Annotated in this window: 11 protein-coding genes and 1 riboswitch; all 11 genes read right to left on the bottom strand. The window is 42.5% G+C overall.

Annotated elements, in window-relative coordinates; translation table 11 throughout:
- Positions 1-95: 95 nt before the first annotated feature.
- Positions 96-1,322 (bottom strand): copper amine oxidase N-terminal domain-containing protein, encoded by a 1,227-nt coding sequence (locus ACRRU2_RS07330; protein ID WP_432500552.1) that lies wholly within the window; start codon positions 1,320-1,322, stop codon positions 96-98.
- A 97-nt stretch (positions 1,323-1,419) separates the two neighbouring features.
- Positions 1,420-2,136 (bottom strand): ECF transporter S component, encoded by a 717-nt coding sequence (locus ACRRU2_RS07325; protein ID WP_331698593.1) that lies wholly within the window; start codon positions 2,134-2,136, stop codon positions 1,420-1,422.
- The gene (locus ACRRU2_RS07320) at positions 2,118-3,791 is read right to left on the bottom strand and encodes an ABC transporter ATP-binding protein (protein ID WP_331698592.1); all 1,674 of its coding nucleotides are present in this window, start codon (positions 3,789-3,791) and stop codon (positions 2,118-2,120) included. Before ACRRU2_RS07320 ends, ACRRU2_RS07325 begins: the two co-directional genes overlap by 19 nt.
- On the bottom strand, positions 3,764-4,657 hold the full coding sequence (locus ACRRU2_RS07315; protein WP_331698591.1) for an energy-coupling factor transporter transmembrane component T: 894 nt from the start codon (positions 4,655-4,657) through the stop codon (positions 3,764-3,766). Before ACRRU2_RS07315 ends, ACRRU2_RS07320 begins: the two co-directional genes overlap by 28 nt.
- A complete protein-coding gene (locus tag ACRRU2_RS07310; RefSeq protein ID WP_432500551.1) occupies positions 4,654-5,625 on the bottom strand; it encodes a DUF4430 domain-containing protein in 972 nt (323 codons plus the stop codon). The genes ACRRU2_RS07315 and ACRRU2_RS07310 overlap by 4 nt, the downstream gene beginning before the upstream one ends.
- Positions 5,626-5,638: 13 nt before the next feature.
- Positions 5,639-7,249 (bottom strand): S-layer homology domain-containing protein, encoded by a 1,611-nt coding sequence (locus ACRRU2_RS07305; RefSeq protein ID WP_432500550.1) that lies wholly within the window; start codon positions 7,247-7,249, stop codon positions 5,639-5,641.
- A gap of 175 nt (positions 7,250-7,424) precedes the next feature.
- Positions 7,425-7,619: riboswitch (cobalamin riboswitch) on the bottom strand.
- A gap of 154 nt (positions 7,620-7,773) precedes the next feature.
- Positions 7,774-8,586: a sporulation transcription factor Spo0A gene (spo0A, locus tag ACRRU2_RS07300; RefSeq protein WP_331698588.1), complete on the bottom strand. Its 813-nt coding sequence runs from the start codon at positions 8,584-8,586 to the stop codon at positions 7,774-7,776.
- A 333-nt stretch (positions 8,587-8,919) separates the two neighbouring features.
- Complete coding sequence (gene spoIVB, locus ACRRU2_RS07295; protein WP_331698587.1) at positions 8,920-10,257, bottom strand: SpoIVB peptidase; 1,338 nt, start codon at positions 10,255-10,257, stop codon at positions 8,920-8,922.
- Positions 10,258-10,380: 123 nt separating this feature from the next.
- Complete coding sequence (gene recN / locus ACRRU2_RS07290) at positions 10,381-12,084, bottom strand: DNA repair protein RecN (RefSeq protein ID WP_432500549.1); 1,704 nt, start codon at positions 12,082-12,084, stop codon at positions 10,381-10,383.
- A 13-nt stretch (positions 12,085-12,097) separates the two neighbouring features.
- Positions 12,098-12,550 carry a transcriptional regulator AhrC/ArgR gene (ahrC, locus tag ACRRU2_RS07285; protein WP_432500548.1) on the bottom strand — a complete coding sequence of 151 codons (453 nt, stop codon included), beginning with the start codon at positions 12,548-12,550 and terminating at the stop codon, positions 12,098-12,100.
- Between the two features lie 38 nt (positions 12,551-12,588).
- On the bottom strand, positions 12,589-13,050 hold the full coding sequence (locus ACRRU2_RS07280; RefSeq protein ID WP_331698584.1) for a hypothetical protein: 462 nt from the start codon (positions 13,048-13,050) through the stop codon (positions 12,589-12,591).
- Between the last annotated feature and the right edge of the window lie 13 nt (positions 13,051-13,063).

Genomic DNA, 13,063 nt, shown 5'->3' with positions numbered 1-13,063 from the left:
GACTGACCAGATAGCTAACGAAGCTGTCGATTCATTGCCGATTCCTCTGTTCAATACACAATAAAAGGACCTTCAACAGGTCCTTTCTAGTTTCCTTATCGGATAATCATCACGGTCTGTGAATCATTATCCCAAAACACTTTTGAGCCCAGCGCTTCTGTTACAAACCGGATCGGTACCATCGTGCTGCCTTTAACGATTTCTGGAGCTACATCAATCGTAATCTTTTCTCCATCAATATACGCCTCTTTATTACCGATCTGAAGAATAATTTCTTTGCTTCCTCTAGCCGCAGTAATCGTTTTCGTTACTTGTTCCCATCCAACTTCAGCTCCCAATGCTTCAAATATATCCCTCATAGGAACACTGACTCTGCCGTCCTTCTTAACTGGCGGCTGCTTGACTGCCAAGCCAGCTCCGTCAATCGTAACCAAGATTCCGCGCTTGCTTAACTCGGTCTTCCCCGTTTCATCGTAAAATTTCAAAGCAACCTTATTAGCGCTCGTATCCTTTATTTCCATATTCAGCTTGTAAAGATATTTTGACATTGCGAATGAGGTATTCGTTTGAATATTTAATTCTTTACCTTTTGCATCGTAAGGTGTAACTCTGGATGTAATGTTTTGAGCTGAACCGTTCTTAACGACTGCAGTAACGATTAAGCGGCCATTTTTTATATAAGTGCCGTAATCCACCACATAAGTTTGATCATCTATCAACACTAAAAACTGTACCTTCTCAATATCGTTAACCGCATTAAGCTTAATTTTAAATACGGATGCATGGTTTGACATTACAAATTCAGAAGCGCCATTAATTTCAACTAGCTTCCCATTTTTATTAAATCCCTTTGCAACGACATTCATATATTGACTTGATCCAGTCCTTACTGCAATCCATGCTTCGACATGGTCCTTTTCTTTTACCATCGATTGGGCAAGCACTTTATAAGGCTCTTCAATTTTTCCGATTGCCTGGATATCCACCTTATCCAGCTGCTCTCCTTTGTCCATCATGAATTGAAATACGCCCGTGGTGCCTGACATTCTAAATTCAGTTTTTGTCTTCATTTCGATAATATTGCCTGATTTATCATAGCCTACCGCTAAAACTGTAATATTTTCGCCAGCTGTAACACGTACATCTGCCGTTATTTTCATTTGGCCGTCGATTAATTTGTACTCCGAGTGCAGCAATTCATAATTCTTAGACTCATTCGATGATGTTTGTGCCGTTGCCGGCAATGGTGCTGCAGCAGCTATTAGCAACGCTAGCGCTACAAATAATATAATGCCTGTAACCCTGTTCGCTCTAATCTTCATCCTAATTTGATCCTCCTATATTTAACCAATTATGTGAACATTCATTATTCCAAATGCTTCAATAATTGTAAATAGGAATGATGGAATAGGACCTTAGTTACTCCACTAGACCATACTTCACCTTAACCCGATCCAGTTTTTCAATCATTGGCTTGGCTAAAATATACAGAAATACAACCGTAGCAATCGTATGAATGAGATCAAACCAAAACGCTGAAACGTAAGCGGCGGCTAGTGCGGTCCAAGAAAATTGGCCTGTAAATATAAACAAAGAACCAATATTAATAATCCCGCCATAAATAACAAATGTTGCCGCGCCTCCAAATAGGCAAAGCGCCAGCTTTGATCTGCTAAGCCAGCCTTTTTGAAAAAGTAAGCCTGCAATAAAGCCGATGATGCCAAAGCAAAACATTTGCCAAGGGGTCCAGGGGCCTTGACCGAAGAAAAAGTTGGATACAAAGCCTGTGGTCACTCCTACCAGAAATCCCGCTTCAGCTCCAAGACAGACTGCTGCAATAATAACAATAGCTATGACAGGCTTAAACTGAGGCAGCATAAAAAAAGCTGCCCTTCCCGCAACGGCAATGGCTGCAAGAACGGCAATAACGATCAGTTCCCTGGCCGCTGGCTTGCGTCTTTCAAACACCATAAGAAATGGAACAATAGCGTACATAATAATAAGCAGGCTTATAAAATAATATTTTCGGTCATCCAATAAAAAAATACCTAGCATAATCGTCGCAGGAATAATGATCAAAATCATTAACGCAGACATTAACGTTCGATTGTGAATAGCTACCTTAAGCTTTGACATCGTGAAATCACATCCTCAGCCGTAACCGCATCCTTCCAAATATGCCGCGCCATTCGGTTTGCAGCAGTCGTATAATAGCTGTTTCCGGCAAAAAATGATTTGGCAGCGTTAGCTGTAATCAGCTTACCGTCAAAAAACATCGCGCAAGTCTGGCCATACTGCGCACAAAACTCAATATCATGAGAAACCATCACTATCGTAACGCCACGTTTGTTCAAGCCCGTCAGCAATTGTGCGAGCTTCTGCTTAAAGTAGCCATCCAGCCCTTTTGTCGGCTCATCCAGCAGTAAAATCACAGGCTCTAATAGGAGCACTTTAGCTAAAGCAGCACGCTGCTGCTCGCCGCCGCTTAAATCGTAAGGATGTCTATTCAGCAGCTTTTCCAGCTCTGCGAAGCGAACAATCTCCATCACCTTTTCCTGCTTTTGCTCTTTTGTAATAGCAGAGCCTTGCAGCATTTCGTATAGATCAAGCTCTACTGTTTTTTTCACAAAAAGCGTTTGGGGGTTTTGAGGCAATATACCTAAATGCTTCGTATATTTATCTTTCGTGCTCCATGCTGTCGATTTTTTGCCGCTAAGCCAAATCTCACCTCTATATGGCTTGTGAATGCCGCTAATCAGCGATAAAGCGGACGTTTTCCCTACGCCATTCCCGCCGACAATACAATAAAACTCCCCTTTGCGAACGGAAAAGGTTAAATCTTTTATCACATCCGGGCCAGATTGATTATATTTAAACCATACCTCTTTAAATACGATCACTGCTTCGCCATGCGATTGCTCCGATTGCTTAGGCAGCGTCGCTGCTTCCTTTCTTTCCTTACCCGCTGCAAAATACTCCAGCCATTGCCGGCCTTCCTTAACTGTGATAGGCAAAGCGCCGCTTTTTTCAATGGATGCTTTTATTTGCATAGCCGCAGGCATCGAAGCAAATAACGGGTGAGCCAGCTCGAATAACGATTGTCCGGCTTTTATTGGCGGGTCATCGATTAACAAGCAGCCGTTATCCATAACGAGCAATCGATCGGCGAGCGGCAGCACTTCTTCGAGACGGTGCTCAGTAATTACGATAGTTGTGCCCAGCTCCTGATTAATTTTTTTAAGCGACGCTAAAAATTCAGCAGCGGCGATCGGGTCAAGCTGTGAAGTCGGCTCATCCAAAATAAGTATGGAAGGATGCATAGTCATTATGGAAGCTAAATTGAGGAGCTGCTTCTGACCGCCTGAAAGCTCGGTCACTCCTTTATGAAACCAATGCTGTATGCCAAAAAAACTGGCCATTTCAGCAACGCGCAAACGTATGACTGCATTGTCAAAGCCGAGGCTTTCAAGCCCAAACGCCAGCTCATGCCATACCTTGTCCGTTACGATGCCATTCTCTGCATTTTGCTGAACAAAACCGATTTCCGCCGTCTGCGTGCGCGTATCCCACTCCTGAACAGGCTTGCTGCGATAATAAATAGTGCCTCTGCGCTTCCCATGAGGTGAAAGCACTGGCTTCAGCTGTCTCAGTAAAGTGCTCTTTCCCGAGCCGGATTGGCCGCAAATAACGATAAACTCGCCGTTTTTAATGCTTAGGCTTATAGATTTAAGCGCGTCGCTCTCACTGTCCGGGAATGAAAAGCTTAACTGTTCGATTTGATATAAGTCCATTTCCATTCCTCCCACACATACAAAATAACCGGTATCATACATAAAACGAAATAAGCAAAATAGACAACTAAACTGAACGCTGTTGCTTCTGTATATTTAATTGAAGGAAAAAAACGAATGCTATTTTCCCCTATTGCTGCACCTATAAAAATAATGATAATTAAGCAAACAAGCAAAATAAAAACATTCCGGTCTCTGCCGTCAAATCGATAAATAGAAAAGCTTGTTCTTCCTGGCAAGCCATATCCTCTTGCCTTCATAGAATCTGCGGTTTCGATTGCATTTTCTAAAGCCCAGGTCGTCAATATGGACAGGATCGTTAATCCATTACGCGCTCTTTGCACCAAATGGCCTTGCGTTATATCTCTGCCGATGCATTTTTGCGCATTAGAAATAGCGATTAGCTGCTCTTTGTAGCGCGGTACAAAACGAAGCGCCATAGCTATCACGAGAGACCATGCCGGCACTATTTTGCCAAACAGATAAATAAATTTATCCGAGCTCATCACTTTGTTGTAGCAGGAAAACCAAATAATAACGGTTATAAACATCGCAGCCATCGCCACGCCGTACAAAATGGATTCCAAGGTAATCGGATTTCCGCTCTTGGCATAAAACAAAATGGTAATTCCTGCATGGTTAAACATAGGATTGAGTGACGCCATAATCAGCATTAGGGGCAGCATATAAACAAAGTTGAAAATAACTGCTTTTTTCCCGTTTAACATAATGGAATAGGTAACTGCGCCAATAAATGACAGGCATTGAAAAATGGGATGCATAAAAATCATGCTAAACATAAATACCGCTGCAAAAAAAGTAAAATTGACGATGGGATGAAAGGTAGAAAAGACATCCTTGCTCATTTGGACTCTCCCGCTGCCGCAACATATCCGCCAACATCTCTGCCTAAATCACACGTATAAACCCATTCCACTACGTCCCCGTCCTGTAAGGCATAACGACTGCTTCCGTAATTGGGAAACCAGCCGTTTACTTTGTATATCCAGCCGCTTAACTCTCCGCAATCAAATTCATAAATATTGTTGATCCCTTCAATATAATTACTGTTATAAAGAGGGGTCCTATTAAATTCCATATGAATTTTATTTGCCTTCAGCTCGCGAAGCAGCACATCAAACACCGATTCACCTTCGTAAAAAACAACCTTCTTTGCAGCATAAATTATTCCGTCCTGCGGTAGCACCTCTAATTTATCTGCATCAAATATATTTAAATTATCGAGGATCGTTGCTGCTGATACCGATAATGTAACCGTCAGCTCTTTCTGTTTATCAATCTTCGTATCCTGCCACTCCACAGGCTCTGGTTTACCTGGCGGAACAGGATCGGTGAGATATTTATCCTTGTCGTTTGGCTCTTTAGTTTCAATTGGTGCTGGCGTAGAAGCTGGTGCTTTCTCACTATTATTTGAAGCTTCTGCAGCTTGATTGGATCCATTTGCCGCGGTTGCTGCAGGTGTTGGCACAATCGGTTTAGTTTCTGGCTCCGGCTGCTTATCAGGTTCAGGTATGATGGTAGAGGATGTGCTGGATTGATCGACGGGAGCTTCCCCATCATCTTTTAAACCTTCATTAGATTGAGCTTCAGATTGAACTTCAGGATTACTTTCCAGATGCTTCTCCTGATTGTTCTCTAGCTCATCCGTGGCACTCCCTGCCTCGCCAGTTTGTTCTAATGAAGAATTGTGTGTAAGTTGACCGACATTATTATCTGTTTTCACCGATTGCTTCTGAAAATTTCCGCCCCAAAAAAATGCAATTGCCAGTACACATACAATTGCCAGACCAGTTAACCATTTCTTTTTATTCATGTAAACCTCCAAATCAAACGTCTGACAAGTCGTAGAGACGGTTCTTATTCGTCAGAAATCTTTCATAGGACGATAATGCATAGAAAGCTTGATCCGTAGCCATCAAATCAATCTGACCAGAATTAGCCCCGCCGTTACTGCTTCCACCAGATTTCACATAATAAAATCCGCCTTTTACGTCTGAGTAGGCCAGCAATGCATCAAATACTGAATTTCCGTTTTTAATAAATCTGACGTCTTGATCAGGGTTAATGCCAAGGCCTGTTAAAGCAACGATTACCTGAGCGACGCTCTGCGAATTTACAGTTTCCCAGGTGGCATAACCACCATCTGCATGCTGGACATTTGATAGCCAAGACAAACCGCGATCGATAGCCTTTGTGACTTTCTCATTATTTTTATAGTAGGGAGTCAAACTTTGTATAGCCATTGCCGTTATATCCGGATCCGCTTCAGATGGGTTATTGCCAAGCGCCCAGCCTCCTCCATTCACTTCTCTATCCAAAATAAACTGAATCAGCAGCTCTCTGGTCGTTTGTTTTTTAACGCCTGCTGCTACAGGGATGTCATAGCTTTTACTATCCAAAGCTATAAGCGCAAAGATTGGGCCATTAATTCCTTGCTTAATAACAGTTTCAAAATCTGCAAGCGGCTCGCGCAAATCGTAGCCTGCAGCATTCGTTATATCTTTTCCAATCGCGGTTAACGCAAGAATAACTCTGCCATACTCCGTATATTTTACATGATGGAGCTTGCTGGAATTCTCTATTAAAAATTGCTCTACATTTTTAACATATTGACTATAATATTGCGCATCGATTGGTATGCCTGAACGAGCAAGCCCAAATATCGTCCAATCGCCGCCAACGCTTGCTATGACAGGATTCGTTACTTCTGCTTGTAAAAAGCTGGACGTTTTTTTCAACTGCTCCGTTATTTTTGCTATTTCCAAAGATTTTTGAAATGCTGTTGAATCTTCCTTGTATACATATGCACGAACTGCAACTACAGCAGCCATTTCCCTAGTAACGGCTTGATTGGCATGAAAGCCAGCTGCATCGCCCGTCATAATGCCAAGTGCGGTAACTGCCTCAACAGCTTGCTTTGCCCATTCTGACACTTTATTGCTATCTTTTATTACACTAGCGGATTTTGAAAATTCAAGCTCTAATGCTCTAGCGATTATAACTGCCATTTCTTCACGAGTAATCGTTGCATTAGGCTGGAATTTATTCGCGTAGCCTGTAATCAAGCCTTTATTAAAAGCTGTGTTTACATAAGGAGCAAACCAGTCCTGGTCCGTTACATCCGTAAAAAAGCCTGTTTGTTCTGGGGTCACATCAAAGTCTAGCATTGCTGCCAAAATCTTTGTGAACTCCGCTCTCGTAATCGGCTTCTTCGGATTGAACTTGCCTGCGCTGCCTTGGACAAAGCCATTGTCCGTAGCTTGTTGTATAGCCTCTAATGCCCAAGCAGAAATTTGTTCATAATCGCGATACAGCTCTTTAATGGAAGACGTAGATTGCTGTTCCTTACTTGCAGAAGCTATCGATACATGGAACAAGAACGCCGAAACAAACAAACTGCCAATGAGCAGCCACGATAACCACTTCTGTTTTCTCATCTCTTTCAAACTCCTCCTGTTACTCTATACCGATGAATGATAAGAACAAGTTTATAGATAAAACTTATAAATTCTTATAATTCAAAAAACCTCTTAACAGAAGGTTAAGAGGTCTAAACTGCACTTACAAAAAAAGCATGCAAAAATAGACACCCTCCTATCCTTCGTAGAAAAATGATCTGAAGCTTTTCAGGCAGGTATTCTGGCTCAAGAATCAACGTCTATGCTGCCTTCCCAGTTTCCCAGTGGCATTTAAGCATAGACTCCTCTTATACAGCGGCGGGACCGCGTGGGAATCTCACCCACTTCCCTTTTACCCAATTAAATAAAGTCAACTTTACTTACTGGCACCTTAAGCTTTTATATTTTTATTGTCTGTTTATCATATATGATATGTTTGTGTTTGTCATGAACAAAATGATATTCAATCAAATACTTTAAATAAAAAACACTTCTTTAACGGAATTGGATTTCCGATAAAGAAGTGTCTGTTGCTTCTCGCGTTATATTTAATTCTTACCCTTTCACGACACCTTATGCTCAATCCTCAGCTTATCAGCCACCATTGCGATAAACTCGCTATTGGTTGGTTTAGACTTGCTGATGTTGATGGTGTAGCCGAACAGATGGCTGATGCTGTCGATGTTGCCGCGTGTCCAAGCGACCTCGATCGCATGGCGAATGGCGCGTTCGACGCGTGACGGCGTCGTTTTGAATTTTTCGGCGATAGCTGGATACAACGTTTTTGTAATTGCTCCTAAAATTTCAATATTGTTGTATACCATCGTGATCGCTTCACGAAGATACTGATAACCTTTAATATGCGCTGGTACGCCGATTTCGTGAATAATGCTCGTAATATTCGCATCCAGATTTTTGCCCTTTGCCATTGGCACTACATTGGATTTCAATGATGTGGATGAAGTGCTGAATTGCGCTGAAGTCGAGTGGGCAGGCACTCCCACAAGCTGACGGATACGATTAGCCAATACTTCCATATCGAATGGCTTTAAAATATAGTATGAAGCTCCCAACTGTACGGCCTTTTGCGTAATATTTTCTTGGCCGAATGCTGTTAGCATAATGATCTTAGGCATTGGACTCAAATTCATTTCACGCAGTTTTTCCAAAACACCTAATCCATCCAAATGAGGCATAATAATATCAAGTATTAAAATATCTGGAACATTACGTGTCTGCTCCAAATGTCTTATTACCTCTTCACCGTTATACGCAACACCGCAAACCTTCATATCACTTTGTTCGGATATGTATTCCGATAACAAGCCAGTAAATTCTCTGTTGTCATCTGCTAACAATACTTCGATCTTGTGCAAAGTGTAATCCTCCCTCGAAATGATATTGATGTCTCGCTCTTAGGTTGTCTGAATTTAGTTTTCGACATAACTAATTGAATTCCTCCTGTCGAAAATTTTTTTTCTTTATTTTTTTATGTAATTTCGATATAATTAATAATTTGCTACATGATCTGATTCCATTCGAAATCATTCGACAAATAGAGCCTTTTCATATGACAAATATGGAACTGTTTAATTTTAACACAATTTAGCAACGAGTATAAACAAAACTGTGACTAACAGCTTGTTTAGTTGAAGGAAAGTTCAACTAATCAAGATGCAAGTCACAGTTTTGTTGTTTATTAAGCAGAGTTAAACTGCATACTGCACTTGCTCAGCCAGGGCGGATTTGGTTGGCTTAAGGACGCCTGCGTCCTGCAGCATCCATTCAATAAAGCAGCCATAGCCTGATGAAGGATCATTAACAAACACATGTGTTACCGCACCAATCAATTTACCATTTTGCAATATCGGGCTTCCGGACATTCCTTGAACGATGCCGCCAGTTTTATCCAATAAGCGTTTATCTGTTATTTTAATAACCATTCCTTTAGTAGCTGGTGCAGATTGCTTGGAAACATGAGCAATTTCAATCTGGAAACGTTCCACCTTCTGTCCGTTCACAACGGTCCAAATTTCTGCAGGTCCTTCCTTGACATCTTCAGCAAATGCTACAGGAACTGGTTTCATGCTATAGCCTTGTGCAGGGGCTTCCTTCATCTTACCGAAAATACCAAAAGCTGTGTTGCGTTCAATATTGCCGAGAATATGTCCTTCCTTGACGAAGGTTGCTCTCTTCTCTCCAGGCTCGCCAGATTGGCTTTTGTTAATTGAGGTAACATGCGACTGCAAAATTTTCCCTTCACCGACCTCAATCGCAGTTTGTGTATCCATATCGGTTATTACATGTCCCAAAGCGCCATATACGCCATGATCAGGAGCAAAGAAGGTTAATGTGCCCACCCCTGCTGCAGAGTCTCTGATATACAGCCCAAGACGCCAGGATTGATCCTCAGCATCAAATACAGGCTGAAGCAATGTTTCCTTTATTTGACCGTTACGTTTAAAGGTAACCTTTAGCGGCTTATTGCGATCAGCGTACTTGGCGCAAAGCTCGGATACCTTCTGTACCTCTCTAATAGGAGTATCATTAATATTCGTTATAAGATCGCCAAGCTTTAAACCAGCTGCTTCTCCAGGTGATAGCTTCTGACCAGATTCGTCCTTTACTTGGTGATGGCCGACGACTAGTATTCCAGCAGATTTCACCTTTACGCCGATCGTCTGTCCCCCAGGGATTACCCTTAAATCTGGAACTACATTTACCTTTACAGTTTTGAAAGGAATTTTACCAAATAATTTCATCTTCAGGTTTGTTTGACCACTTTGAAAAGGCTGTAATGACAGCGGGTTTTTCAAATTAACGGATAACGTTTGAGCTGATGATCCGTTAACCTGCAGCACTTGTGGATCGACCGATACTTCTGCTTGAACGGGTACTCCATATTGTAAATGCTTCAACTGGCCTGAGAATAAACGAAGTTCATTCGGCAATGCGGCAAATTGTTGAAAAGCGGAGGAGCTACCGAGCATGCATACGACGATCACGAGAACAAGGCCAAACCATCGCTTCCTTTGATTGGAGTTCAATGATTTCACGCTCCCTGACTTTCCATCGTAAGACGAAAAAGGTAGTATCGCCAATGGCGTACCTTTAAGTTACCCTTCGCTCACCGTTTTATGTCCGCAAAAAGTTTCCCTTATTTACTTCCTTTAAGCACCTTTTAAATCATGTGCCAAATCAAGCATTTCTTGTGCATGATTGCGAGTTTTTTCCGTAACCTCCACACCGCCGAGCATTCTTGCCAGCTCTTCGATCCTGGCATTGTGAACTAGTTCCGTAACGCCAGTTGCCGTTCTTTCATCGGTAATTTGCTTGCGTATTTCATAATGATGATCCGCCATGCAAGCAACCTGCGGCAAATGCGTAATCGAAAACACCTGGCAAGTTAAAGCAAGACGGGACATTTTCTCTGCAATAGCCTGGGCCGCCCTGCCGCTCACTCCAGTATCCACTTCGTCAAAAACAAGCACAGGGATATGGTCAATTTCGGCAAAAATGCTCTTCAAGGCCAGCATAATGCGCGACATTTCTCCACCGGAGGCGATTTTGTTAAGCGGCTTGAGCGGCTCTCCCGGATTCGAGGAAAGCAAAAACACAGCTTCATCCATGCCATTGCTGTTCAGCTTGACCGATTGGTCTGCTTCTAGAAGCGGCTGCAAGCTTACTTCAAATCTGGCGGCAGGCATTTGCAGCATCTTAAGCTCGTTTTCAATTGCTGCTGACAGTTTTTTGCCTGCGTGGCTTCTCAAATGCGAAAGCTCCTGCGCAAGCTCAGCTGCCTGCTTCTGCATGGCAGCTTCCTGCTTATGAAGCTTTTCTAAAATATCATCGCGATTTTCTATTTGATCACGTTCCACAATAATGGAGTCCAAATAACTTAAAATATCAGGTATCGTTTCACCGTATTTACGCTTAAGGCTATTGATGAGTGCCAAGCGATCGTCAATTTGCTCCAGCAGCTCAGGATCAGATTCAATACTGTCACGATAATCTCGCAATTGGAAAGCTACATCTTCAGCTTGATAAAATGCGCTTGAAAGCTGTTCAAATAAAGGAGACAATTTGGCTGGATCATACGACAAAATGTCATTCAGCTTGCTCATAGCCGTGCTAAGCGCATCGAGAGCACGCTTGCCCTGCAGCAATTCATAAGCTTCTGATATGCCATCCATCCTTTTACTTGCATACATTAGCTTTTGCTTTTCTTCCAGTAATAATTCATCCTCTTGCTGCTTTAATGCAGCCTGCGATATTTCTTCGATTTGAAAATGGTATAGATCAAGCATTTGCGCATTTTGCCGGGTGGATTGCTCCAAATCCCGAATATTCCCTTTAATCTGCTGGAGCTCCGCAAAAATAGCCTGATATTGCAGCTTCCGCTCTATTAATAAATCACCGGCATACAAATCCAACCATTCCAAATGCTGCTCCGTCTTTAGCAATGATTGATGCTCATGCTGACCGTGTATATTAACGAGACATTCTCCGATTTCACGCAGCATCGTCAAGGTAACCAGTTGTCCATTTACTCTGCTTGTGCTTTTGCCTGAGGCAGAAAGCTCTCTTCTAATTATTAGCATATCATCAGATGATCCTTCAATGCCGAGCTGCTGCAATACCGTCCATACAGGATGCTTGGCATTTAAATCAAACATAGCCTCTATCTCGGCTTTATCACATCCGTATCTGACCATATCCGCAGAGCCTCTTCCACCAATAACTAAACTGAGTGCGTCAATCAGAATAGATTTGCCTGCACCCGTCTCTCCAGTTAGAACATGAAAGCCCCGATGAAATGAAACGTTAACTTCTTCAATAACCGCTAAATTTCTTATCGATAACTCGCGCAGCATGATCAGATCCTCCTTAGTTTAGTAAAGCAAGCAAGCGCTCCACAATTTCTCCGCTTTGCTTCTTCGTTCTGCAAATCATTAATATCGTATCGTCACCGCATATCGTGCCCATTACCTCAGGCCATTCCATATTGTCGATTAAGGCGCCTATCGCATTTGCTGTGCCTGGCAAGCACTTCAGCACGACCAGATTATCGGTATAATCGATATGAGTGAAATGGTCCAGTAAAGCCCGTTTCAGCTTATGAATCGGGTTGTGCCTCTGTACATCCATTGGCATTGAATATCGGTATTTCCCTTCCTCCGCAGGAATTTTAACAAGCATCAGCTCTTTAATATCCCTTGATACCGTCGCCTGGGTAACGTGCATGCCTGTCTTGCGAAGCGCGTCGACTAGCTCATCTTGCGTCTCTATCGTCTGGTTTGAAATGATTTCCTTTATTTTAAATTGGCGCATGCCCTTCATGAAATGGCCCCCATCCTTTTTTGTTTAAACCTGCTCTGCTATCCAATTAAGAAAGATACTTTGCGAACTGTCGCTTCCTTCACGTTAACGATTAATACGCCGGAGCAGCTTGGCAAAATTAAAGAATACATCAACAGATGATCCCTAAGACTGCTTGGTGAATAATCTACTGATTTACGTTCTTTTTCAAGCTTTACAACATATGTGCAGTGGTCTTGCTCTGCTATGTAATCTATATTCAATCTTGTCCCATATTCGAGCAGTTCATCGTCTACTTCAATAGGAATGCGAATAATATGCTTGCATGAGGGCACATCATATCCGGCACGCTTCAGCAGTTTTACCGCCTCATCGTCAGGATCAACGGGCTTGCCCTTGCCCAGCTTGACGGTATTCATGGCAACTGGCGAATGGAGCCAGCGGTAAACCGCTCGATAAAGCCAGATTACAATAAAAATCCCGCCAGCCAACATTATGAACCAATCTCCGTATTTCGTCATCGAATATCCTCCA

This window comes from Paenibacillus sp. GXUN7292 (genome assembly GCF_050864975.1).
Classification (GTDB): domain Bacteria; phylum Bacillota; class Bacilli; order Paenibacillales; family Paenibacillaceae; genus Pristimantibacillus.
Note: the sequence above shows the minus strand (reverse complement) of the source record. Positions and strands in the feature narration are given on the sequence as shown.

Coding starts and splice junctions, on each gene's coding strand:
- recN (WP_432500549.1), bottom strand. CDS start 12,084: ATGCTGCGCGAGTTATCGATAAGAAATTTAGCGGTTATTGAAGAAGTT.
- ACRRU2_RS07315 (WP_331698591.1), bottom strand. CDS start 4,657: ATGAGCAAGGATGTCTTTTCTACCTTTCATCCCATCGTCAATTTTACT.
- ACRRU2_RS07310 (WP_432500551.1), bottom strand. CDS start 5,625: ATGAATAAAAAGAAATGGTTAACTGGTCTGGCAATTGTATGTGTACTG.
- ACRRU2_RS07330 (WP_432500552.1), bottom strand. CDS start 1,322: ATGAAGATTAGAGCGAACAGGGTTACAGGCATTATATTATTTGTAGCG.
- ACRRU2_RS07280 (WP_331698584.1), bottom strand. CDS start 13,050: ATGACGAAATACGGAGATTGGTTCATAATGTTGGCTGGCGGGATTTTT.
- ACRRU2_RS07320 (WP_331698592.1), bottom strand. CDS start 3,791: ATGGACTTATATCAAATCGAACAGTTAAGCTTTTCATTCCCGGACAGT.
- ahrC (WP_432500548.1), bottom strand. CDS start 12,550: ATGAAGGGCATGCGCCAATTTAAAATAAAGGAAATCATTTCAAACCAG.
- ACRRU2_RS07325 (WP_331698593.1), bottom strand. CDS start 2,136: ATGTCAAAGCTTAAGGTAGCTATTCACAATCGAACGTTAATGTCTGCG.
- ACRRU2_RS07305 (WP_432500550.1), bottom strand. CDS start 7,249: ATGAGAAAACAGAAGTGGTTATCGTGGCTGCTCATTGGCAGTTTGTTT.